General features: G+C 55.1%; 20 protein-coding genes and 1 tRNA gene. 11 read left to right on the forward strand and 10 right to left on the reverse strand.

Going from position 1 to position 23,056, the window contains the following annotated elements; translation table 11 throughout:
• Positions 1–55 precede the first annotated feature (55 nt).
• From phnD to KO116_RS20170, 6 genes are all read right to left on the reverse strand, one after another.
• A complete protein-coding gene (gene phnD, locus KO116_RS20145) occupies positions 56–1,021 on the reverse strand; it encodes a phosphate/phosphite/phosphonate ABC transporter substrate-binding protein (RefSeq protein WP_035562565.1) in 966 nt (321 codons plus the stop codon).
• Between the two features lie 270 nt (positions 1,022–1,291).
• Positions 1,292–2,101, reverse strand: a complete 810-nt coding sequence (locus KO116_RS20150; RefSeq protein WP_052703811.1) for an EAL domain-containing protein — start codon at positions 2,099–2,101, stop codon at positions 1,292–1,294.
• Positions 2,102–2,276: 175 nt separating this feature from the next.
• A complete protein-coding gene (locus tag KO116_RS20155) occupies positions 2,277–4,196 on the reverse strand; it encodes an alkaline phosphatase D family protein (RefSeq protein ID WP_035562562.1) in 1,920 nt (639 codons plus the stop codon).
• Between the two features lie 15 nt (positions 4,197–4,211).
• Positions 4,212–5,591 (reverse strand): sensor histidine kinase, encoded by a 1,380-nt coding sequence (locus KO116_RS20160; protein ID WP_035562560.1) that lies wholly within the window; start codon positions 5,589–5,591, stop codon positions 4,212–4,214.
• Positions 5,588–6,262 (reverse strand): response regulator transcription factor, encoded by a 675-nt coding sequence (locus KO116_RS20165; protein WP_035562557.1) that lies wholly within the window; start codon positions 6,260–6,262, stop codon positions 5,588–5,590. The genes KO116_RS20160 and KO116_RS20165 overlap by 4 nt, the downstream gene beginning before the upstream one ends.
• Positions 6,263–6,336: 74 nt before the next feature.
• Entirely contained in the window at positions 6,337–6,705 is a 369-nt protein-coding gene (locus KO116_RS20170; protein WP_035562554.1) for a PepSY domain-containing protein, read from the reverse strand.
• A 146-nt stretch (positions 6,706–6,851) separates the two neighbouring features.
• On the opposite strand from KO116_RS20170, the gene KO116_RS20175 reads away from it, so the two are divergent.
• Entirely contained in the window at positions 6,852–7,328 is a 477-nt protein-coding gene (locus tag KO116_RS20175; protein ID WP_035562552.1) for a hypothetical protein, read from the forward strand.
• A gap of 155 nt (positions 7,329–7,483) precedes the next feature.
• Complete coding sequence (locus tag KO116_RS20180; RefSeq protein WP_035562550.1) at positions 7,484–8,476, forward strand: DUF1853 family protein; 993 nt, start codon at positions 7,484–7,486, stop codon at positions 8,474–8,476.
• Between the two features lie 11 nt (positions 8,477–8,487).
• On the opposite strand, the gene proB is transcribed toward KO116_RS20180, so the two are convergent.
• The 4 genes from proB to rplU all read right to left on the reverse strand — a co-directional run bounded on the left by proB (position 8,488) and on the right by rplU (position 11,664).
• The gene (gene proB / locus KO116_RS20185; RefSeq protein ID WP_035562547.1) at positions 8,488–9,627 is read right to left on the reverse strand and encodes a glutamate 5-kinase; all 1,140 of its coding nucleotides are present in this window, start codon (positions 9,625–9,627) and stop codon (positions 8,488–8,490) included.
• Positions 9,628–9,655: 28 nt separating this feature from the next.
• A complete protein-coding gene (cgtA, locus tag KO116_RS20190; protein ID WP_008957070.1) occupies positions 9,656–10,843 on the reverse strand; it encodes an Obg family GTPase CgtA in 1,188 nt (395 codons plus the stop codon).
• 222 nt (positions 10,844–11,065) lie between these two features.
• Positions 11,066–11,323: a 50S ribosomal protein L27 gene (rpmA, locus tag KO116_RS20195; RefSeq protein WP_008957069.1), complete on the reverse strand. Its 258-nt coding sequence runs from the start codon at positions 11,321–11,323 to the stop codon at positions 11,066–11,068.
• Positions 11,324–11,352: 29 nt separating this feature from the next.
• The gene (gene rplU / locus KO116_RS20200; RefSeq protein ID WP_035562544.1) at positions 11,353–11,664 is read right to left on the reverse strand and encodes a 50S ribosomal protein L21; all 312 of its coding nucleotides are present in this window, start codon (positions 11,662–11,664) and stop codon (positions 11,353–11,355) included.
• Between the two features lie 327 nt (positions 11,665–11,991).
• Between rplU and ispB the strand changes: the two genes are divergently transcribed.
• From ispB to KO116_RS20245, 9 genes are all read left to right on the forward strand, one after another.
• Positions 11,992–12,996: an octaprenyl diphosphate synthase gene (gene ispB / locus KO116_RS20205; RefSeq protein ID WP_035562541.1), complete on the forward strand. Its 1,005-nt coding sequence runs from the start codon at positions 11,992–11,994 to the stop codon at positions 12,994–12,996.
• Positions 12,997–13,096: 100 nt separating this feature from the next.
• Positions 13,097–13,173, forward strand: a tRNA-Pro gene (locus KO116_RS20210).
• A gap of 250 nt (positions 13,174–13,423) precedes the next feature.
• Positions 13,424–14,548, forward strand: a complete 1,125-nt coding sequence (locus KO116_RS20215) for an MFS transporter (RefSeq protein WP_035562784.1) — start codon at positions 13,424–13,426, stop codon at positions 14,546–14,548.
• A 127-nt stretch (positions 14,549–14,675) separates the two neighbouring features.
• Positions 14,676–15,074, forward strand: a complete 399-nt coding sequence (locus tag KO116_RS20220; protein ID WP_144408616.1) for a response regulator — start codon at positions 14,676–14,678, stop codon at positions 15,072–15,074.
• The gene (locus KO116_RS20225) at positions 15,058–16,710 is read left to right on the forward strand and encodes a diguanylate cyclase (protein WP_035562535.1); all 1,653 of its coding nucleotides are present in this window, start codon (positions 15,058–15,060) and stop codon (positions 16,708–16,710) included. Before KO116_RS20220 ends, KO116_RS20225 begins: the two co-directional genes overlap by 17 nt.
• Before the next feature lie 33 nt (positions 16,711–16,743).
• On the forward strand, positions 16,744–18,039 hold the full coding sequence (locus tag KO116_RS20230; protein ID WP_052703812.1) for a GAF domain-containing protein: 1,296 nt from the start codon (positions 16,744–16,746) through the stop codon (positions 18,037–18,039).
• A 51-nt stretch (positions 18,040–18,090) separates the two neighbouring features.
• Positions 18,091–19,296: an IS256 family transposase gene (locus KO116_RS20235; protein WP_035565815.1), complete on the forward strand. Its 1,206-nt coding sequence runs from the start codon at positions 18,091–18,093 to the stop codon at positions 19,294–19,296.
• A 42-nt stretch (positions 19,297–19,338) separates the two neighbouring features.
• Positions 19,339–20,022 (forward strand): sensor histidine kinase, encoded by a 684-nt coding sequence (locus tag KO116_RS20240; RefSeq protein ID WP_035565230.1) that lies wholly within the window; start codon positions 19,339–19,341, stop codon positions 20,020–20,022.
• Positions 20,022–23,027, forward strand: coding sequence for a response regulator (locus tag KO116_RS20245; protein WP_035565228.1), 3,006 nt, complete (start codon positions 20,022–20,024; stop codon positions 23,025–23,027). The genes KO116_RS20240 and KO116_RS20245 overlap by 1 nt, the downstream gene beginning before the upstream one ends.
• Positions 23,028–23,056: the final 29 nt, after the last annotated feature.

Here is a 23,056-nt window from a genome sequence, read left to right on the forward strand (position 1 = left end):
GAAACGGCCAGAAAGGGGTGCCTTCCTGGCCGTGCAGTACCGTTTACCTTAACGATCAGTCACAGTCGTAAGTCACACCGTTAGCATCGGCAATGGTGCGAATAACCGACCAATTTTCCTGATAGGTAATCGGAATAAACTGCGCTTCACCAGAGTTGGCAAATTCTGCTTCAAGCGGGGTGCCTGACCAGTCATAGCTGAAGAACGCGTCCTGAATTTTCTCGGCAAGCTCAGGGTTCAGGTTGTTCGCCAAACCGTAAGCCGTGGTCGGGAAGGTTTCTGAGGTGTAGATAATGTCGTAGTCTCCCTCATTCACGACGCCACGGGAAATCATCCGCTTGCCCACGGAGTTAGCGATGGCGGCCGCATCGTAGTCTTCGTTCACCACACCCAGGATGGAATTGTCATGGGAGCCCGAGAAAGCGGTTTCAAAATCTTCACCCGCTTCCATGCCGTACTCGGAGCGCAGCAGTGCAGAGGGGGCGCGGAAACCAGAGTTAGAGGTCTCAGAGGTAAAGGCTAGTTGGCGACCTTCCAGGTCTTCAACGGACTCAATGCCACTGCCCGGATAGGTGATGATCTCCATTTCGTAGCCAAAGCTGCCATCGTCTGCTGCCATCATGGCAAACGGACGGAAACCACCGCAGTTCACCGCCACCGGTACACCGCCGGTATTAAAGCCGGCAACGTGCAAACGGCCAGCGCGCAGCGCTTCCTGCTGGGCGGCGTTGGACTGCACGGGGAAGAACTGCACTTCTTTACCCGTTGCTTCGCTCAGGTGTTCGAGAAAATCAGACCATACGTCAGCGTAAACCGCAGGATCTTCTACCGGCGTATAGGCAAACACGAGCGTATCGGGATCGGCCCACTGAGACTCATCGCTAGGTGCATCGGCGACCATATCGCCATCGTTATCGACATAACGCGATGAGAGATCCGCTGAAGCGTTCACGGCAACCAAGGCGAAGGCACTGGCGACGGCGGCGCTGATCAACGTGCGGGAGAGGGATAACGTCTGCATGGGACACCTAACGTGTTGTTAAAAGATAGCAACAATCCTGACCACTTCAGATGACAACGGCGGGGCATTTATATGACCACTTAGTGACGTTTTGACGAACGTCACATGACAGGAACGTTTCATAAGCCAACACAGTGAACGCGTCGCTCAACAAACAGGCTGTTACCGGGATTTTTTTTGGCTTGGTGCTTCAACTCAGACAGTTCAGCGGCAATATCCAGCGCTCTGCAAGTCGCCGTATCGGTGATGGGCTTTACCGCAATCGACACGCTAACAAAGGGGAAAAAGTGATACTGTTTTGGCGGTTTCAATCTGAATCCCACCTCTCAGCCGATCGGCATCTTCGTAGAAACCGGGCGCCATTACTTCGAAAGAGCGTAGGATTTGGCCACAAACGCTCTCCCAGTGGTCAAGCGGTAGCAGCATCATAAAATCATCACCGCCAATATGGCCGATAAAGCCACCCACGTTATCCACCTGCGCTTGCAGCAGCCGTGATAGAGAAATAATGATGTGGTCGCCTCGTGCGTAGCCATAGGCATCGTTAAAGGCTTTAAAGTTATCTAAGTCAACGTAAGCGGCAGCAAAGCCTTGCTCGTCAGACACGCGCCGTTTGGCATACAGCGCGACCTGAAAGCCCATCGTCCGGTAGTGATCCACCGCTTGGCGCATCAGCTCGTAATCATGAATAGGCACGTGTTCAGTGAGCTCAATCACTACCCTTGCCGGGGGCAGGCCACTGTCACGAATAAAACCTAGCGTTAAGCCTTCGCGAAAATCACGCTCGACGATGGTTAGCGGCATCACGTTAAGAAACAGCAGCCCGGGTTGCTTAAGTTCGGCAAAGCGGTAAATCGCCAACCGCCGGCAGAGGATATCTAACTCCACCAGCTTTCCTGCCTGGGTGGCAACTTCAAACAGTCGTAACGGCGAGTGAAGCGGCGATGTCCTCGGTCCACGAATCAGTGCTTCGTAACCATAAACGGCCTGCTGACTAGCATTCACAATGGGCTGAAAAAGAACATGCAACTCTTCTTTTGCAATGATCTTTTTCAGCCACTGCGCTTCTTGTGCGGTCATTTGCCGGCTGCCCTATTCTGCCACCCCAATCAATGGCGGTGGTACCTATTGAGTGCACCATCCCTGGAAGTGATTGATAGGCGGAAAGCGTGCGTCATTTTCGTGACATTATCATGACAATCCCCTGCTGAGTCAGATAGTTAGCGCCCTACACCGTGTTCGAGATCGGGGCTGTTCAGGTAAGCGTTTTTGCTGGTGGAGGGAAGACCACATCGCGGCCATCGGCATCGAGCTGACGAATATCGATCGGAGACCCTTTCTCGTCCAGGGTTACCAGCCCAATGCCGCTGGCATTCCAAAGCCGTTCGCCAGCGCTGGCGCGATCAGGGTCACGGGGGTGAACACTCAGCTTACGACGCTTAGTAAACCAGTTGAGTGGCGACATCGGCGCATAAAGCCAGCGATTCAACCGATCGAAAGTATTGAGCAGTGTGGCCGGGAAGGTGTTTTTAATGCCGCTTGATGTGATTTGCCACAGGTGCGGCGAGCGCCGCTGATGGCGCACTACGATGTCGTAGACAAAGGAGTAGTGCACATCGCCTGACAAAATCACGTAGTTGCCGGGGGTTTTGGAGTGTCGCCATATTTGCAGCAGCGTACTGGCTGCCCCGCGATGGGCCATCCAGTTCTCTGCGTCGACCACCAACGGCTTGCCCACGGCGGTAAAGATTTTTTGAACTCCCTCGATCAGCTTGACCCCAAACATCGGGGCGGGCGAAATGATTACCGCGCTTTTAGCGCCCATTAGCGCTTGCTGCATTTCCATGAGCGCCTCCCAATCCATCAACCCGGAAGGGTGGCTGAGATTGCGCTCGCTGCGCCAACGGCGGGTGCGGGTATCCAGCACGATTAAGGCAGGCGTACCCGGCACCTGAAACTCCCAGCCCTGAAAACACAGTAGCCGCTCAATGAAGCCATCTTGCTCGGCGCATACCAGCGGCTGGCTGCCATCACCCAGCAGCGTCGAGGCGTGATGGGTTAGTGGGTTGAGCTTATCAGGGTCGTTCCCCCAGGCCTGACAGAGCAAATAAGCCACCAGAGCGTTACCGATAATGCGCTTCGAGAACGGATGGCCGTAGGCAGCGAGTTCCCAGTCAGCGGAAAGGTTCCAGTCATCGGTCACATCGTGGTCATCGAAGATCATCAGGCTGGGTAAGTGCGCCATTAACCGCGCGCACTGCGGCAAACCTGCCACGAAGCTGTCTATCACCGCCTGCTCTTGACGATAGAGCTCGGCATTTTTTTTATCTAAAGCAGGCGCGTCGAACGTAATCACTCGCCAGGGCACCGGGGACCATACCAGGCAGTACATGGCGAGCATTTCAGCCAGTGTCATTAAATGGTTCTGCGCATTCGCCGACGTAAAGACCGGCTTCTTGACGCCGCTAAAAAAGCGCTTGCGTAGCGCCACATTGTTGGCCACATCCGGCAGCAACTCGGCGCGCCGATAGTAGCTATCGGGCGAATCATACAGCGCTTGGCTATCGTCGACCGTGGCGCCTTCCAGCCACTCATCCACCAACCCTAGCCGTTCAATAAGCGCATGCACGGCGCGCAGCATCGGGCCGGCCACATCGTCAGCATAAATTTGATCACCGGTCATCAAAAGCCAAGCGGGCCACTCGGCTGGGGCGCCTTGCTGCTCGGCGAGCCAGCTATCGGCGCGCACCAAACCATCGTCACTGTCGTGATGGGGTTTGCGGCAGGAACCATGCATAAGCCGGTGATGCCGCGAGGCAATCACAAAGGCGGGATAAGCGGCGCCGTCATAACATAGCCATGGCGCCCACTCGGGCAATGAGCGCCAATCACCCGTTGCCGTTTCAACTTGCAGGTCGTACTCAATGCGCTCATCGTAGGGCAGCGGTGAATCCAGCTCCATATCAATTAGATAAATAAAGGCGCGCTGGCCGATAGGAATGCACTGCTGGTGATGCGCCAAACCAATCGACGCGGCATTACTCTGCCCAGGCCGCAGTATTAGCGTCATATTTAATCGCCGAGTGGCGACCATCCAAAGTACCAGCCGAGTCGTGCTGATGCGTCTTAATAAGGGGCCGGCTAATATATCGGGCAGCGTATCAGTGCCATTCATCCAATGAAGTCTCCGTTATCCATGCGCCACCACAGGCAGCTCGATGACTACCTCTAACCCGCCGGTGCTGGCGCGAGTAAGATGCATTTGGCCGCTATACAGGGCGACAAGATCGGTCACAATGGCCAGCCCCAGGCCACTGCCAGAGCGGTGCTCATCTAACCGTTGACCACGCTGAACCGCCTGCTGGCACTCTGCCTCCGACATGCCAGGGCCGTTATCGCTAACGGTTAAAATCAACTGCTGACCGTCAATTTTCACGTTAAGCTGCACCTCGCTATGCGCCCAGCGCAGCGCATTATCCATCAAGTTACCCACCAGCTCTTGGATATCTTGCTCATCCATGTGCACTCTGATTTTCTGGCCCCAGGTTTGGCGCAGCACAATGCCGCGCCGCTGGGCAAGCCTGGAGAGTCCATTGAGCAGCGGTGTTAGCGTAGGGTATAGATCAATAGGTGCAAAGCGCACGCCTTCACCCGCCGCGGACGCTCGGGCCAAGTGATGACGTACCGCGCTATCCAAACGTTCCAACTCTACCGCCCAGGCGGCACGGTTCGCTTCCGGAAGCTGGCGAAGCTGCAGGCGCATCACACTCAGCGGTGTTTTCAACGCATGGGCAAGATTGCCCGCGGTATGGCGTCCGCGCTCGATTAAGCGCTGATCGCGGGCCAACACCGCGTTCATTGAGGCGGCAAGCGTCGCCAGCTCGTCAGGCAAGCGGGTATCTAACTGCTCTGCGCTCCCCTGCTCCACCTCATGTAGATTGGCGTGCATACGGCGCAGTGGCGCTAGCCCCCAGCGTACTTGCAGTGCTAACACGCCGAGTAGCAATACACCCAAGCCGATCAACCCGCCCCACAGCAGCTGTTGGAATTCACGGATATCGTTGGCGAGCACATCGTCCTGGGCGGCCACGCTGATATGCAGCGGTGCCTCTAACGGGGCCAGGTAGATATCGCGCTCTACCACGCGCAGCGACTGGCCTCGGGGCCCTGTGATGGAGCGGGCGCTCAGGGTGTCGTTTTCGATGAACGGCAGGCGCTGATCCCACAGCGAGCGCGAGGCGAGGGTTTGTTGCTCGCCATCGGTAATTTGCCAGTACCAGCCGGAGTAGACATTGTCAAAACGCGGGTCGCCCAGCGCCCGGTCGTGGACAAGCTGCTGCTCTATGCGGTCGTAAGTAACGCCCGCCATAATAACGTTGAGGGTGGCACCCAGACGCTCGTCAAAGGCTTGAGTGGCGGCGGCGTGGTAGTGGTGGGAAAGCAGCGTGCCAGCGATGGGCAGCGCCAGCCCTATCATCACTAGCACGGCCAGCAATAGCCGCAGGCTGATAGAGCGCTTAGCCCAACGCCTTGACCATTGGTCACGCCATGTCGTGCTGGATTGACTCATTCGGTGGCGGGCTCTTCTGCCAGTAGTCGGTAGCCCTGGCCACGCAGGGTGGCAATCCGCCAACTGCCCAACTTACGGCGCAGGCGGCTGACCTGGACATCAATGACGTTGGAGTCCGGCTCGTGGTCGCGGTCGTAAACGTGCTCTGAAAGCTCGGTGCGGCTCACCACCCGCGGTGCGGCGTGCATTAAATAGCCCAGCAGGCGGGTTTCTTGCGCGGTTAATCCTACCGGCCGCCCTGCCAACGTTACGTGCTGGGTATGGGTGTCTAAACTCAGTTCGCCCACTTTCAGGACCGGGTGGGCGTGTCCGTGGCTGCGGCGCACAAGCGCACGCAATCGAAACAGTACTTCAGCTGGTTCGAACGGCTTCGTCACATAGTCATCTGCGCCCGCGGTAAAACCCGCGGCTTTATCTGCCCATCGCTCACGAGCCGTCAGGATCAGCACTGGCAGGTCAATGCCGTCTTCCCGCCACGCCGCCAGCCAGCGCGTGCCGTCTCCATCGGGGAGCCCTACATCTAGAATCAGTGTGTCGTAAGCTTCGGTACGTACTAGAAAATCGGCATCCTGGCCGTTAGCCGCATGCTCTACCAGCCAGTCACCATCACGCAACGCTTGGCTCAACTCGCGCGCTAGCGCTTGGTCATCCTCTACCAGCAAACACTTCATTGGCTAACTACCCTTTCCGGCAACGTCTTGGCAATCCCAAGTGTGATATCGCAGCGATACGTGGTGTAACGACACTAACGGCGCATATCATTAATGCGCACGCCCTCAATAGACATCAGTTGGCCATTATGACCATCAAATTCGAACTCAACGACTTGGCCCTGAGGGCCGAGCAGCTTGATTTCGTACTCCACGTACCCCCCTTCGCGCTCTACTTCAACCTCCAGCACCTCACCTATATAGTGAGCTTCCAGCCAATCTAAAATAGTGTCGAGCGGGACGACCTCGCCACGGCTAACCTCGCCGTGCAATGACTCCCAGTGCTGGTCACCCACCGCGCTACCCACCAGCAATAGCACTAAGGCTATACCAGTGACGTTGCGTCGAGCGCGTCGTGAGACGTTGCGCAGCGGCTTTATAAGGTGACGTAGGAGTTTACTCATAACGCTAGGATGCCAAAGCCAACATGAACGTTAGATGAACAGTTTTGTCAGCTTAAGGAAAGTATCGCGGTGGTATAAATTCCCTGTCGCATTCGCTGAGTGTCAGTCACTCATTCACGTTTAAATACGTAAAGAAGGAATTTGCTATGAATACCATGAAAAAAATGCTGCTGATCCCGACCTCTGCTCTGCTACTTGCCGCTGCTGCAGGTAGTGCCCAGGCCGATTCGCTGCCGATGGATCGCATTGATGACGTATTGACCCACGCCAATGATTACGGTTTCAGCCACTACGAAGAAATTAGCGTTAAAGGTCGCGGCCGCGTAGAAGTAGAAGGTTGGCTGGACGAGGAGTGGTACGCGGATGTGGATTTCTCCCTTGATAACGGAGATACGCTAGAAGAGAAACGCGAGCGCCTGATTACCGGTGCCTGGGGCATGAGCGAAGACGATATCCGCCAAGCCTTAGACGTTGCCCGCCAGGAAGGTATGGTTGAGTTTGAAGACCTTGATATCGACAAGAGCGGCATCATCGATATCGAAGGCCGCGGTGAAAATGGCCGTGAGCTGGAAATCAGTGTGCGCCAGGGCTCTTCTGAAGTTACCCAAATTGACCGCGATTAAACACGTACCAACGCTATCGGCGGCGCTTTAAACCATCTTGCGGGCTCCCTACAGGGAGCCCGCTGCGTTTATGGTAGGCTGCCAAACTATACAGCTAACAAGTCATGCAGCTAAATGTATAGTGCCGACCTGACCAAGGTGCTAAGGAGAAACCCGTGCTGAACGAAGGCGTTGACGGCGCGCTAGGGAATGAAGAACTCGGCTCAACGGTGCTGCGGGACTTAGCGTGGCTGGTCACCACGCATGATCTGGTGGAGCTTCCACCGCCAATTCCCTGTGGAGGGCGACCCACCATCAAAGAGTTAGGGCTGGAGCAAGCGCTACTACCCTGGCTACGTCAGCTTGGCCGCCCATCGTTAATCGCCTTGAACGGCAGCCGCGCAACGCGCATGGGGCACTACCACGAACGCCTGTGGCATACGCTATTAGATCATGCACCGAATACGCGACTGCTCGCCCGAAACGTGCGCATTACTCGTCAACGCAACACATTGGGCGAACTGGATATGCTCTACAGAACCCGCGACAACCCGGCACCGGTGCATTTGGAAGTGGCGATCAAGTTCTACCTGGGGCTGCCCGAAGGGCCTGGCGCGGCCACCAGCCAAAGCCGCTGGATTGGCCCCGGCGGGTTAGACAGCCTAGCGCTGAAGTGCGGTCATTTGCGCCGCCATCAATTGCCGCTTTCCACCACGGCACCCGCGCTGGAAACACTCGCCCATTGGCTTGCGCCACGGGACATTGGGGTTTCTAGTAAGGAGTTAGGCGAGCAGCTAACCCAGCGACTGGCAATGCCGGGCGTGCTGTATTATCCCTGGCACGCGGCAATGCCAGCGCCCGAAGGCGCGACAGCCGATCACCGCCGTGGGACGTGGTGTTACTTACGCGATTGGCCTGCGCTGGCGGCGAGTGTAACCGAAAGGCCTGAAATGGCATGGCTGGCAAAACCCCACTGGCTAGCGCCGCCCCTTCACAGCGCCTTTCGCCCGATGGCAGAACAGTTGCCCGCCATTTTCGAAAAGGTGCATACCTGGCGCTCACCCCAGCAAGTGATGCTGTATTACCCGCAGCAGCAGCGCTATGAGCGGCTTTTTTTGGTACCCGACAACTGGCCACGCCAGGTACCTCTTCCGCCCGTAGTACGCTAGCGACGATACGTTTACACCACCACAAGGTTATCGCGGTGAATCAGCTCGTGGGCTTCCACGTAGCCAAGGATCGCTTCAATCTGATGGCTGGGCTGGCCTGCCAACTGGCGCGCTTCATCGGCGCCGTAGTTAACCAGACCCTTGGCCACTGAGGCGCCCTGCTCATCCACACACACCACCATATCACCGCGCTTAAAACTGCCCTGCACATTGCGCACGCCAACCGCCAATAGGCTAGAGCCTTGATTGCGCAGTACTTTCACCGCACCGGCGTCCAGCACCAGCGTGCCGCGCACCTGCAATTGCCCCGCCAACCAACGTTTGCGTGCCGCCATAGGCACTTGATCCGGGCGCAACAGCGTGCCTAACGACTCGCCCGCCATAATCCGATTGATAACATCAGGCTGACGTCCACTGGCAATCACCGTGACCGCCCCAGAGCGCGCCGCTAACTGCGCCGCGCGCACTTTGGTGGTCATACCGCCCCGCCCCAGCGCCCCCCCGCTGCCTGCCATAGCGGCTAGGCGTGGATCGTCCGCGCGCCCTTCGGCAATCATCTGGGCGTTGGGGTTGTGGCGCGGGTCGGCGTCAAACAGGCCTTCCTGGTCGGTCAATAGCAGCAGCGCGTCCGCTTCCAGCAGATTGGCGACCAGCGCCCCTAGCGTATCGTTATCGCCGAAGCGGATCTCGTCGGTTACGACGGTGTCGTTTTCATTGATTACCGGCACCACGCGCATCTCTACTAACGTGCGTAGCGCAGAGAGCGCATTCAGGTAGCGCTTGCGGTTAGAAAGATCGTCGTGGGTAAGCAGGATTTGCGCGGTGAGCATGCTGTGGCGGGCAAAGTGTTGTTCATAACACTGGGTCAGACCATTCTGGCCTACGGCAGCGGCCGCCTGAAGCTCATGCACAGCGCTGGGGCGCACTTGCCAGCCCAGCCGCACCATGCCCGCCGCCACCGCGCCAGAAGAGACCAGCACTACCTCTATCCCCTGCTGATGCAGGGCGGCAATTTGATCAACCCAGCCGCCAATAGCGGCTTCGTCCAGGCCACGGCCATCGTTAGTGAGTAGCGCACTGCCAATCTTCACCACGACCCGCCGCGCGCGGCTCAGCGCGCTTCGCCCTAGGATTTGCTCGTTACTTTCCATGCCACCCCACCTTCACCAGGCACTGACACTAAGGCGCGTACTCGACTTCAACATCGTAATCATCGTCGTCGAAGTCTTCGTCATCTTCATCATCACGCTTACGGCGACGCCCCAAACGATCCTCGGTACGCGCGACCGACTCTTCTTCCATGCGGCGGCGCATTTCCTGCTCGCGGGCCAGCGCTTCTTCATCTTCATTCTCAAGACGACGCTGCTCGGTCAACCAGCGGTAGGCTGCCTGAACCAGCTTATCGGTGCCGTCGCTGCTGATCGCCGAAATGCGGAACACCGGGCCTTCCCAGTTGAGCGCCTGGATAATCTTCTGAGCGCGCTCTTCACGCTCCTCTTCCGGCAGCAGGTCAAACTTGTTCAGCACCAGCCAGCGTGGACGCTCGGAAAGCGCCGGCGAGAATTGCCCCAGCTCGTGAACAATGGCCTTGGCAGCCTCGACCGGATCAGACTCGTCAAACGGCGCCACATCGACCACGTGAAACAGCAGCCGCGTGCGCGTCAGGTGCTTCAAGAAGCGTAGCCCTAACCCTGCGCCCTCAGAGGCGCCTTCAATCAAGCCGGGTACATCGGCCATCACGAAGTGCTCGTGCATGCCCAGTTTCACCACGCCCAAGTTGGGCACCAAGGTAGTGAACGGGTAGTTGGCGACTTTAGGCTTGGCAGCCGACACTGAGCGAATCAGCGTTGATTTGCCCGCGTTGGGCATGCCCAGCAAGCCAACATCGGCCATCACTTTCATTTCTAGGCGCAGGTTGCGGCGATCGCCATCGGTGCCAGTGGTGGTACGGCGGGGCGCGCGGTTGGTCGAGGACTTAAAGTGGATGTTACCCAATCCACGCCGACCACCTTCGCCCACCAATACCACTTGACCGATTTCAGTCACATCAGCGATGACTTCCAAAGTATCTTCATCAATGACCGTGGTACCCACCGGCACTTTGACGTGCAGGTCCTCACCAGCCTTGCCGCTCATTTGACGGCCCATGCCGCCCTGACCGTTTTGCGCTTTATAGAAGCGCTGGAATTTAAAATCGATCAGGGTATTAAGCGCATCGTCACCAATCAGGTAAACGCTGCCGCCATGACCGCCATCACCCCCATCGGGGCCGCCCCTGGGCACATATTTTTCGCGGCGAAAGCTCAGACAGCCGTTGCCGCCTTTGCCCGCCTCAACAATAATCGAGGCTTCATCGACGAACTGCATTGGATTCTCCCGGCCGCTTCCGCCGCCCTAATATGTACTACTGTTTTCCCAACTCTTTTCCCAACTCTTTATTGCCACCAGCATAATGATAAAGACATCGTGATATAGACATGGTGATAAAGACATCGTGGTAAAGCGTATTGGAAAAGAGATTTAACCGACAAAAAAGCCCCGCCATAGCGGGGCCTTTTTTCTCGCAAGCGCGAGCATAGCACTAGCCGTTTAGGCAGAAACGATGCTAACGAACTTACGGTTTTTCGGGCCTTTGGTCTCAAACTTCACAAAACCGTCGCTCAGCGCGAACAGTGTGTGGTCACGGCCTAGGCCGACGCCTGTGCCCGCGTGGAAACGCGTGCCGCGCTGACGCACGATGATGTTACCCGCAGTTGCCGCTTGGCCACCGAAGAGTTTTACACCTAACCGTTTGGACTCGGAATCGCGACCGTTACGCGTGGAGCCGGCTGCCTTTTTATGTGCCATTGCAAAATCCTCCTAAGGGAATTGACCGCTTACGCAGAAATTCCGGTAATTTTGACTTCAGTGAACCACTGGCGGTGGCCCTGACGCTTCATGCTGTGCTTACGACGACGGAACTTGATGATGGTCACTTTATCGCCACGGCCGTGGGAAACCACTTCGGCAGAGACTTTAGCACCACTAAGCATCGGCGCACCGATGTTGAAGTCATCGCCGTCTGCAACCATCAGCACTTCGTCAAACTCGATCGTTTCGCCGGTGGCGACTTCGATTTTCTCGAGTTTGAGCGTTTGACCTTCTTGAACACGGTACTGTTTGCCACCGCTTTTAATAACTGCGTACATGTCGCTCTCCGGACTTGTCGTTAATGCCGCTTTCGGCAGCGCTCATCGCCTTTCGCTCTTATCGACCTGCTGCGAGTGGCGCCCCTTTTGGAGCCATCTGACAGGGAGCATGATGAGTGGGTCGCGGATTATAACGACTATCTATGCTTACCACAAGACCACAGGCCGTTGTCAATTGCCAAGCCCGATAACAACTAAAGTGTAACCGTCGCTCGTATCTTGACGCCCAACAGGCAGCCCCATAGCATGACCCCAACACATGACCACATCTACACCTCAACTACGGGCGGCACTTACCGCCTCCATCTGCCGCGATGAACGGATTCCATGACCGCCAACGTCTCCTCAGCCCAGCCCGTCAGCCCAACGCCTTCACCGCTGCACGCCGTGGTGGCCGATGACTTCGCCGCCGTCAACCGCACAATTGTCGAGCAGCTCAATTCCAAAGTACCGCTGGTTGAAACCATCGGCCAGTACATTACCGAAAGCGGCGGCAAACGGTTGCGCCCTTTATTGGCGCTGCTGGCCGCCCGCTCGCTCAACTACTCCGGCGACAAACATATACCGCTGGCCACGCTGATCGAGTTTATGCACACCTCCACGCTGCTGCACGATGACGTGGTGGACGAATCGCATATGCGCCGCGGTAAGAAAACCGCCAACGATGCCTGGGGCAATGCGCCATCGGTACTGGTCGGTGACTTCCTCTACGCCCGCTCGTTTCAGATGATGGTTGATGTCGGCTCAATGCGCATTATGGCGATCCTTTCCGGCGCTACCTGCATCATCGCCGAAGGCGAAGTGCTGCAGTTGACCAATATCGGCAACCCCAGCATCTCTGAAGAGGACTACTTCGAGACCATTTTGGGTAAAACCGCCATGCTGTTCGAAGCAGCTTCCCACAGTGGTGCGGTGCTGGCAGAAGCAACGCCGGAACAGGAGCAAGCACTCCAGTATTATGGCCGCTACCTGGGTCTCGCCTTCCAACTGATTGACGACCTGCTGGACTACCAGGGCGACGCCGATGCCATGGGCAAAAACGTTGGCGACGACCTAGCCGAAGGCAAGCCGACGTTGCCGCTGATCCACGCCATGGAGCAAGGCACGCCGGAACAGGCCAAGCTGATTCGCCAGGTAATTCGCGATGGCGGGCTTGAGCAACTCGACGCCGTGCTGGAAATTATTCACGCCACCGGCGCACTCGACTACACCCGCCAGCGTGCCGAAGAGATGGCCGATAAAGCCCTGCAGCAACTGGACGCCCTGCCGCCCAGCGCCTACCGTGATAGCATGGCCCAGTTGGCCCGCTTAGCGGTTGATCGCCAAGCATAAAAATTGCTAGATCACACCGCCGAAGACTTGAAAAAAAACGTCTGGCTAAGTATGATCCATTTCCGTTGTTGAGCGCAGATAAGCTCTTCTCAACAATTTTCGGAATATAGCTCAGCTTGGTAGAGCGCTGCCTTCGGGAGGCAGAGGTCGTAGGTTCGAATCCTGCTATTCCGACCAAAATTCCAGAAAAAAACGGCCACTTAGCTAACACAGCAAGTGGCCGTTTTTTGTTGGTTGGGTGATAGGTGACACATAGGTTCCACTCGCCGCTGCTTACCCATAAAAGCACTGCGAAAAACAAACTAGCCTGCTAACAACTATGCTAAGATTAGCATTTCTGCTTTAAATCCTTTCCCTTCTTTTGATATGGAAAAAGACCATTAGCCAGTTAACGCATATTAAGGCAGTACTGCTATTTGCCAGCACCATGACCGTTATGTCGGGGGCGATTATCGCGCCTGCACTGCCGGGAATTAGCCGCCATTTTCCTGACCAGCCGCAGGTGCTGATTCAACTGATCCTGACCATTCCTGCGCTGATGATTACACTGTTCAGCCCGCTGATGGGCTATCTGGCTGACCGGTTTGGGCGCAAGAAATTGCTGCTGATGATGCTGGGCATTTATGGTTTTGCCGGGGTCGCGGGCTTTTTCATCGATCGCGTGGATCTGCTACTAAGCTCCCGCGCACTGATGGGGATAGCGGTGGCCGGCATCCTAAGTATCAGTACGACCCTGGTAGGCGATTATTTCGATAGCACCGAACGCGCTCGCTTTTTGGGGCTGCAAAGCAGTTGCATGGCTTTGGGCGGGGTTATTTTTATTAACCTTGGTGGGATACTTTCCGACTGGAGTTGGCGCGGCCCGTTTCTCCTCTACCTAACCGGCGTGCTTTTACTGCCCTATGCCTGGGCGATTCTTCAAGAGCCCAAAGCAAGCAGTGGCGTAAACGCTGATGTAACCGATGCCCCGGTGAAGGTGGATTATGGGCGCACCGGTCTTGCCTACCTCATCGCTATGATCAGCATGGCGATGTTTTATATGTTTCCCGCCCAACTCCCCTTTTTGCTCTCTCAGCAGGGCCAGATCAGTGGCATGGCGATCGGTATCGCGCTTTCAATGGCGGCCCTAACGGCCAGCATCGTGGCGTTTTGCTACGGCTACTACAAACCGTTTCTTTCGGTGATGACGATCTATGTTTTGGGATTCTTTCTGGCGGCCACTGGCTTTTTGATCGTTGGGTTCACCCAGAGTTACGCCATGGCCATTGTTGGCGCGGGGATTTCCGGTTTGGGCCTGGGTGCCTTTATGCCCAACACCACCACTTGGCTGATGCGAATCACTCCGCAGCGAGTACGGGGCCGGGTATTTGGTGGTTTTACCTCAACCTTCTTTTTTGGCCAGTTTATCTCCCCGGTGGTGGTCGCCCCCGCGGTGATTTGGCTTGATTCACTGCGCAGCGTCTTTATCGCCATGGCGGTGCTCTGCGGCCTGTTCGCCATCACCCTGACTATTTTAAGCAAAACGACGCTACAGGCAGACAGCCAACTGTAGGCCGACGTTACTTTGCCATTCCCAGCCGCACCATCGGCGCTACTAAAAAAGCATGGCACTTCTAGTACATCGCTCATACAGTTGTAGCTTGTGATAAATCCTTTAAAAACCTTGAAGGAGACGCGGCTTGGATACACTTGAAAGAGTCATGTACGTTGAAGACGATGACGATATCCGTTTAGTCGCATGCATGGCGCTGGAGGATGTCGGCGGCTTAACAATCAAAGCCTGCAGTTCCGGCGAACAAGCATTAAGAGACGTTGAAGCGTTTGCTCCCCAAATGTTTTTACTTGATGTGATGATGCCGGGCATGGATGGGCCTAGCACGCTGTTGGAATTGAGCCGCCAAGGCTATATCACCGAAGCAACAGCGGTGGCCTTCATGACGGCTAAAGTTCATCCCGAAGAAGTGGCGCGTTATAAGAAGCTTGGGGCCACAGACGTTATAGCAAAGCCATTTGACCCCATGACGCTCGCTGATGACGTCCGCTCAATCTGGAAGGCATTTAATGGCCGAATCAACTAATCACCAAACTTTCGTTGCGCGGCTGGAAAAGCTAGCTGCTGCCTACTCAAAACGCCTTGCTGATGATTTTAACCATCTCACGATACTTGCTGGTCAGCTCGAAGAAGACCCAACGTATACACAATCCCTTCAGCAATTACATGCTGCCTTGCACTCGCTGGCAGGGTCAGCAGGCACCTTCGGCTTTGTACAGCTTGGGCGTCAAGCCAGAGAGCAGGAGCTGCAGGTAGCAACAATCCTGGAGCAACCTTGCAATGACAAACAGCCACTGCCTGTTTTTGAATGGATTATAGCGTTACAAAAAGCGCTTAAAACGGACGAAAGCAAAAAATCGGCTGTGCGCATTGAGACGTCTAGGATAGAAAGCGTTGGCGGAGAGCCGGTCATCTGGCTGGTAGAGCGCGATACCATGTTGGCAGAATATATGGTTCAACAACTACACAGCTTCGGTTTTCATATCCGCCATTTACGTGATGCAGAGGCGCTCGCTCACGACAAAGGCTCATTGCCTGATTTGCTCTTAATCGACCATCGCGCCTCCCATCTAGAGGCCCTCAGGGCTAATCCTGTCACCTTCTGGCAACAACATTTAAAAGACTTTACCTGCCCGGTTCTGTTTACCGGGAGCGAGGAAAGCTTCACCGCGCGCCTCAACGCCTTACGTAGCGGAGGACAGAGCTATTTCGTTAAACCCTTGGATATGATCAATTTGGCCTCCCATATGGCGCAATTGATTAAAACCAAAGATACCGTGCCCGAGCGGGTGATGATTATCGAAGACGACAAGGAATTGGCTCAGCACCTTCAACGAGTGCTGGAGGAGGCCGACATGCACGTGACAGTGCTTGATCGTGCCGATGCGTTATTTGAGGCGATGCATGAAGTAAATCCTGAACTAATTTTGATGGATCTCTGGTTGCCCGGCGTTACTGGCACAGAGATGGCGGCCTTATTAAGGCAAGTGGAACAATGGTCTCAGGTGCCCATTGTCTATCTTTCGAGCCAATCCAATTCAGAGCTACGCGACCAGGCATTATTAAAGGGGGGCGATGCGTTTCTGGAAAAACCCATTGACCCCGACCTTCTCATCAACCTATGCCGCTCCCGGGTAAAGCAACGACGCAAGCTGGAAGATACCCAAAACCGAGACAGCCTTACCGGTCTATTGAAACACGCCAGCATCAAAGAGGCGCTAGACTACCAATGGCAGTTGACTCAACGAAAACCGCAGCCTTTCAGCGTGGTCATGCTCGATATCGACCACTTCAAAGCCGTTAACGACACCCATGGACATGCCATGGGGGACGTCGTCATTGCGGCGGTAGGCACCCTGCTGCGCCAACGCTTCCGTAGCACCGATAGACTGGGCAGATATGGTGGTGAAGAGTTTACGCTGGTGCTTATGGATTGCACCGCTGAACACGCCGAACGCATGGTGAACAACCTGCGCGAAGATTTTGCTGCGATTCAGTTTACCGGCGGCGACAACCCGTTTTCCTGCACCTTGTCGGCGGGTGTGGTAGACAATCAGCATTTTCCTGATGACACCGCCGAGTCTCTGCTTAACCGAGCTGATCAAGCGCTTTACAAAGCCAAGAAAAGTGGTCGCAACCGTGTCTATTTGGCGAAAGATTAGCATCAAAAGCGATGTGACCGCTGAGGTAGAACAATGATAACGCCACCGACCCCGGATAACGAAAATGAGCGTCAGCGTGCCCTTGATGCAACCGGATTACTGAATAGGGATTCGGAGGCGCGCTTTGATCGCTTAACGCGCCTTGCCCGTCAGCTTTTCTCAGTGCCTATTGCCCTCGTCTCATTAATTGACCACGAACGGCAGTGGTTCAAGTCGCGACAAGGACTCGATGCTGAGGAAACGCCACGCAACCTTTCCTTTTGCGGCCACGCCATTCTTTGCAGCTCGCCATTGATCGTCGAAAATGCGCTTGAAGACCCACGCTTTGCCGCCAACCCCCTTGTCACCGAGGCGCCTAAGATACGCTTTTACGCGGGTGCGCCGTTGCATACCGTCGACGGCTATCGTATTGGCACACTGTGCCTGATTGATACGCGACCGAGACACTTTTCAACTGAACAGACCGATATGCTGGTCGATCTAGCAGCGACGGCGGAAGAACTGATACAAGTCGACGAAATCAGTCAACAAACATACTTAAGCCTTGAATCTGAATTAAGAGCCAGCCGTGAACGGCTGACAAAGCTCGTGGCCCAACTGCCAGGTACGGTCTATCAGTTTCGCCGTTTTCCTGAAGGTCAAATGACGTTTCCGTTCAGCTCACCGCAAATTCAACAACTGTATGGCATCACCCCCGCGCAGGCCGCAGAGGATGCTACCCCGGCTTTTGAGCGGATTCATCCCGATGATCTTGACGCCATCAGTGCGTCTATCGAGCACTCAGCCAACACACTGGAAGATTGGACGGCAACGTTTCGTGTTGCGCGCCAGGAAAACGACTATCGCTGGATTACGGGCCAAGCCAAACCAGAACGCCTTATCGATGGCAGTACCTTATGGCATGGTTACCTGCAAGATATTCATGAACAGGAACTAGCACGCCTTGCCATGACGCAAAGCGAAGCCCGCTTACGGGGGCTGTTCGAGTTTTCTCCCATCGGTATTGCCCTCAATGATATGACCACCGGGCAATTTATCGATTTAAACGACGCCTTAATTTTACCCACGGGTTATACCCGCGATGAGTTTGTGTCATTGAGCTACTGGGACCTCACCCCGATAGAGTACCTTCCCGAAGAAGAGCAAGCACTTTTAAGCTTAAAGACGACGGGCCGCTACGGCCCTTTCGAGAAAGAGTATATCCGCAAGGATGGCAGCCGTTACCCAGTCCGCTTGCAAGGCATGCTCAGCCAGGAACAGGATGGTCGACAGGTGATCTGGTCTTTGATTGAAGATATCACTGAACGCCGCAAACTGGATAAAAGGTAGTGTTCAGAATTCTGTGTCATTTCTTTAGACTGAACCGAAAAGAGATGACTTATGACCAAACCTATGTTCGATATGGATGCCGCACTTCAAGCTCTGCGTGAGGGCAAAGACCTCACCGGCAAAGACGGTATCCTGACCCCGTTGATCAAGCAACTCACCGAAGCCGCCATGCAAGGTGAGCTGGAGGCCCATCTAGCCTCGGAGGACACAGCCAACCGCAAGAACGGTTCCAGTCGCAAGACCATGAAAGGGCCGACTGGCAGCTTTGAGCTGGACGCACCGAGAGACCGGACCGGCTCCTTCGAGCCCCAGATCGTCAAGAAGCACCAGACCCACCTTACTGACGAACTGGAACGTAAAATCATTGCCCTGTTCGCACTCGGTAACAGCTATCAGGACATCCGTACGCACATCGCCGAGCTGTATGGTGTTTCGCTCTCCAACGGCACCATCAACGCCGTCACCGACAAACTGCTACCGGAGCTGCAAGCCTGGCGTGAGCGTGACCTGGAAGCTATTTACCCCATTGTCTGGCTCGACGCCATTCACTACAAAATCAAAGAGAATGGTCGCTACGTCAGCAAAGCGATCTACACGCTCCTTGGCCTGAACATCGAGGGCAAGAAAGAACTGCTCGGCCTCTACCTCTCGGACCAGGAAGGTGCTCACCACTGGCTCAGTGTACTCACGGACCTCTACAACCGGGGCGTCAAAGACATCCTGATTGCCTGTATCGATGGACTGAAGGGCTTCCCCGAAGCCATTGAGTCGATTTACCCCGACACCGAGATCCAGCACTGTATCATTCACCAGATCCGGAACTCGATGAAGTACATTGCCTCGAAAAACCAGAAGGCCTTTATGGCCGACCTGAAAGCCGTCTACAAGGCTGCCACGCTCAATGCCGCCGAACTTGCGCTTGATGACCTGGAAGCCAAGTGGGGTGATAAATATCCCATGGTTATCAAGTCCTGGCGGGACAAGTGGCCCACGCTCTCAGCCTACTTCAAATACCCCGATTACGTGCGCAAGGCGATTTACACCACCAACGCGGTGGAAGCCGTACACCGCCAGTTCCGCAAGCTCACCAAGACCAAGGGCGGCTTCGCCAATGAGAACAGCTTACTCAAGCTGCTCTATGCCGGTATACTCAAGGCCTCTGAGCGCTGGACGCACCCCGTGCAGAACTGGAACTTGACGCTGTCACAGATGGCCATCCACTTCCCAGGGCGCTTGGAACATCACATCAGCCTATAAGGCTGGTTGGCTGACACAGAGTTTTGAACACCCTCGGATAAAATGAAAGATCAGTTTATCGCCACTGTCAGCCACGAATTGCGGACTCCCCTTACGTCGATTAAAGGCTCACTAGGGCTACTGAGCGGGGGTGCCGCTGGGCCCCTGCCCAGCAAAGCTCAGGCGCTGCTAAGCACCGCCGAACGCAACGCTCAACGCTTGTTCGCATTGATTAATGATTTATTAGATATGGAAAAACTGGTGGCTGGCAAAATGCCCATGAACCTGAGAGTGCAACCAGTGGCCCCGTTACTCGACGAGATCATTGAGTCCATGTGGGGCTATAGCGCGCAGCATCAGGTGGCTATCCAAATGCCTGACGACTGGCCTAGCGCTCTGATTAATGTTGACGCTCCTCGCTTGGCACAAGCACTCACCAACTTATTATCCAATGCGATTAAATTCTCTCCCCAAGGCGAAGCCGTTGAAGTGCGCGTTAAGACTTATGCAGACACTATCGAAATTTCCGTTTGCGACCACGGCCCGGGGATTGATCCGATATTTCGCGCTCACTTGTTTCAGCGTTTTTCTCAAGCTGACGGCAGTGACACCCGAAAGCTACCCGGAACAGGACTTGGGCTGGCGATTAGTCAAGAAATCTGCAAGCAAATGGGTGGAGAAGTCGGCTATCGCGACGCTGTCGGCGGCGGGGCCGACTTTTTTATTGTATTACCAAGGGAAGCGTAATGATAAAAGCACCGCTAAGCGTGCGAATTGTTCTACTCGTGCTAGTCACGAGTGGCATCCTGGTCGGCGGCATGCTAGCAACGGTTTACCAGTTAATGGTCTCCGATTACGAAGCATTGGTAGCGGAGCGAGAAACAGCTGTCATAAAGCGCGTAGCCTCTGAGCTGGAATTATCAAATCAAAAACGATTGCTGGGATTGGAGGCCTTCGCCACCCGCTTAGTCAATGATGACGGCCAGCTACTTGACGACGACGCTCTGCAATCGCTGCTGCAGAGGTCTTCTGTTGCTAGCGAGCTGTTCCCGGATGGCTTGTTGGTGCTTGATGCAGAGGCTACCGCTATTGCAGAAGATCAATATTCACCGGGGCGTTTGGGTACCAATTACGCGGATCGCCCTCACTTCCAACATGCCCGGCAAACCAAACAGCCGGTGATTTCTGAGCCGATTTTAGGGCGAACCACCGGGCTGCCGTTGCTTTCATACTTGCAACCGATTTTGTCTGAGGATGACGATATTATCGGCTATGCGGGTGGCATACTGAATCTCGCCAATACGCCCCTCGTCGACACGGGGAGCGTCATCGAGAGCGACTCAAGCACAGTCACTCTGATTATTGACCCTCAACATCGCCTGTTTGTATCAATGCAAGAGCGCTTCGACAGGCCCGAGCCTCTGCCCGATGAAGGCGTTGATGCCTTAGTCGACGCGGCACTATCGCTCAGCCCTACGGGCAGCATCGTTGAGCACCGGCAAGAGTCCTACCTAGTGGCTAGCCGAAAGCTGGATTCTCCCGGCTGGATCATCCTGCGGGCGCTGCCTTATAGTGAGGCCATCGCCCCTGCGCAGGCCTCTTTCCGTCAATTCCTGATCATCACACTGATTGCCATGATCATTGTGGGGTTAGCGGGCGCATGGATTGCACGTAGCCTAACGCGCCCAATAGAAAGAATAACCCGCCGTATTGAACATATGGCTGATAATGCACGTTTTGATAGTGATTTCCAGGAAAAGGGCGGCCCGGAGGTAACTGCATTAGCCCACGCGATGAACCGCTTAGCCAATGAGCGAAAAGCGGCGGATATGGCTATTCATAAAGCCGAGCGATTTTTATCCAGTGTGCTTCAATCCGCGTCGGAAGTGTCCATTATTGCCACCGATACCGCCGGGATAATCACTGCATTTAATAAGGGTGCCGAGAATATGCTCGGTTATAGCAACCAAGAGATGGTCGGCAAACAGACCCCCGCCATACTGCATCTGAAAGAGGAAGTGGATGCTCGGTCGGCACAACAAAGCACTGAGCTAGGTCATTCCGTTAAGGGTTTTAGAGTGTTTGTGGAGAAAGCCGAACAACGTGGATCAGAAAAACGCGAGTGGACCTACGTTCACAAAGATGGTCACCAGATCCCCGTATCAATGGTAGTCACGGTCATGCGCGACAGTGCTGGAGAGATTAACGGTTACCTGGGTATTGCTGAAAACATTACCGAGCGGAAACGTGCCGACCAGATTAAAAATGAGTTTATATCGACGGTTAACCATGAACTGCGTACGCCGTTGACATCCATCTCAGGTGCGCTGGGCTTGATGGTCGGCGGTAATGTTGGTGAGTTGCCTGAAAAAGCTAGGACACTACTGGCTACCGCCCATAGAAACAGCAAGCGTTTGACTCACTTGATTAACGATTTGCTGGATATCGAAAAAATCGCCGAAGGTAAACTGCATTTCGATATGCAGGTTCATGCAGTAATGCCCTTGCTCGAGCAGGCACTGGAGGCGAACCAGCACTATGGAAGCAACCGGGATATTACGCTGTCATTGGCGGGTAAGGCTTCAAATGCGCTGATCAACGTTGATAACCAACGCTTTATGCAGATACTGGCCAACTTGTTATCCAATGCGATCAAGTTTTCCCCTCAAGGGGGCGAGGTGACCCTCGCGGTTGAGACAACGAAGAGCAAGGTAAGTATCAGCGTTATCGACAGCGGGCCCGGCATTGCCAATGCGTTTCGTAAGCAAATATTCCAGCGTTTTGCCCAAGCGGATGCATCGGATTCCCGTGCCAAAGAGGGTACGGGCCTTGGCTTAGCCATCACGCGCGAACTGGTGGAGCACATGGGGGGGCGGATTGATTTTGAGTCCTCCGAAGGCAACGGCTCACGCTTTTTCTTTGAACTACCGTTAGTGCAAGCGGCTGAGGAAATCTCCGGGCAACTGGAGGACGAGACGGGACATCACACGTCTCCGCGCATTTTAGTGGTTGAGGATGACCAGGACGTTGTCAAGCTGCTGGGCATCATGCTCACGGATGCCGGGTATCAAGTCGATACCGTGTTTACGGGCGCTGATGCGCTGAACCGACTGCAGCAGAGGCATTACGACCTCATCAGTCTGGACTTGATGCTACCGGACTGCAGTGGGCTGGATCTTATCCACCTGCTGCGTCAACAGCCAGGCACCGCCGACATACCAATAGTCGTGGTCTCGGGTAAAATGGAACGGGGTCGTTTAGACATCTTCGGTGATACCACCAACATTGACTGGCTGGCTAAACCGATAGACCAGCAACAACTCATGGATATCGTCCGGCAACAGCTGTCCACCACGCGGGAGTCCGGCCCCCGCATACTCCACATCGAAGATGACCGCGACTTGCATCAAGTGGTTTGCGCCATGGCCGGTGACCATTTTACTTTTGAAGCCGCCCGCACTTTGCAAGAGGCGCGCACGAGGTTGAAACAGGGGGCATTTGACGTCGTGCTCCTTGATATCGGCCTGCCGGATGGATCGGGATGGGATTTGGTCCCTGACATTCGCGCTTGCCAGCCTGACGCAAAACTGGTCATCCTTTCCGGGGTCGATATGACACAGCAACAACATGGGCAAGTCGAAGCTGTTTTGCTTAAATCACGCTTATCCAGAGAAACACTGATTAATGGAATCAATGCGCGCATTGAATCGATACGTTCGAACGGGCAAGAACCGGCAAACTCTGCTCTTTAATGCCACTTTTTAGGTGCTTACGCTACAAA

Origin of the sequence: Halomonas sp. KO116 (assembly GCF_000734975.2) — a bacterium.
Taxonomy (GTDB): Bacteria; Pseudomonadota; Gammaproteobacteria; order Pseudomonadales; family Halomonadaceae; genus Vreelandella; species Vreelandella glaciei.

Excerpts from the sequence above, each read along its gene's own strand:
- phnD (WP_035562565.1), bottom strand. The coding sequence starts at position 1,021 with ATGCAGACGTTATCCCTCTCCCGCACGTTGATCAGCGCCGCCGTCGCC.
- KO116_RS20150 (WP_052703811.1), bottom strand. The coding sequence starts at position 2,101 with ATGACCGCACAAGAAGCGCAGTGGCTGAAAAAGATCATTGCAAAAGAA.
- KO116_RS20155 (WP_035562562.1), bottom strand. The coding sequence starts at position 4,196 with ATGAATGGCACTGATACGCTGCCCGATATATTAGCCGGCCCCTTATTA.
- KO116_RS20160 (WP_035562560.1), bottom strand. The coding sequence starts at position 5,591 with ATGAGTCAATCCAGCACGACATGGCGTGACCAATGGTCAAGGCGTTGG.
- KO116_RS20165 (WP_035562557.1), bottom strand. The coding sequence starts at position 6,262 with ATGAAGTGTTTGCTGGTAGAGGATGACCAAGCGCTAGCGCGCGAGTTG.
- KO116_RS20170 (WP_035562554.1), bottom strand. The coding sequence starts at position 6,705 with ATGAGTAAACTCCTACGTCACCTTATAAAGCCGCTGCGCAACGTCTCA.
- KO116_RS20175 (WP_035562552.1), top strand. The coding sequence starts at position 6,852 with ATGAATACCATGAAAAAAATGCTGCTGATCCCGACCTCTGCTCTGCTA.
- proB (WP_035562547.1), bottom strand. The coding sequence starts at position 9,627 with ATGGAAAGTAACGAGCAAATCCTAGGGCGAAGCGCGCTGAGCCGCGCG.
- cgtA (WP_008957070.1), bottom strand. The coding sequence starts at position 10,843 with ATGCAGTTCGTCGATGAAGCCTCGATTATTGTTGAGGCGGGCAAAGGC.
- rpmA (WP_008957069.1), bottom strand. The coding sequence starts at position 11,323 with ATGGCACATAAAAAGGCAGCCGGCTCCACGCGTAACGGTCGCGATTCC.
- rplU (WP_035562544.1), bottom strand. The coding sequence starts at position 11,664 with ATGTACGCAGTTATTAAAAGCGGTGGCAAACAGTACCGTGTTCAAGAA.
- ispB (WP_035562541.1), top strand. The coding sequence starts at position 11,992 with ATGACCGCCAACGTCTCCTCAGCCCAGCCCGTCAGCCCAACGCCTTCA.
- KO116_RS20215 (WP_035562784.1), top strand. The coding sequence starts at position 13,424 with ATGACCGTTATGTCGGGGGCGATTATCGCGCCTGCACTGCCGGGAATT.
- KO116_RS20225 (WP_035562535.1), top strand. The coding sequence starts at position 15,058 with ATGGCCGAATCAACTAATCACCAAACTTTCGTTGCGCGGCTGGAAAAG.
- KO116_RS20230 (WP_052703812.1), top strand. The coding sequence starts at position 16,744 with ATGATAACGCCACCGACCCCGGATAACGAAAATGAGCGTCAGCGTGCC.
- KO116_RS20235 (WP_035565815.1), top strand. The coding sequence starts at position 18,091 with ATGACCAAACCTATGTTCGATATGGATGCCGCACTTCAAGCTCTGCGT.
- KO116_RS20240 (WP_035565230.1), top strand. The coding sequence starts at position 19,339 with ATGAAAGATCAGTTTATCGCCACTGTCAGCCACGAATTGCGGACTCCC.
- KO116_RS20245 (WP_035565228.1), top strand. The coding sequence starts at position 20,022 with ATGATAAAAGCACCGCTAAGCGTGCGAATTGTTCTACTCGTGCTAGTC.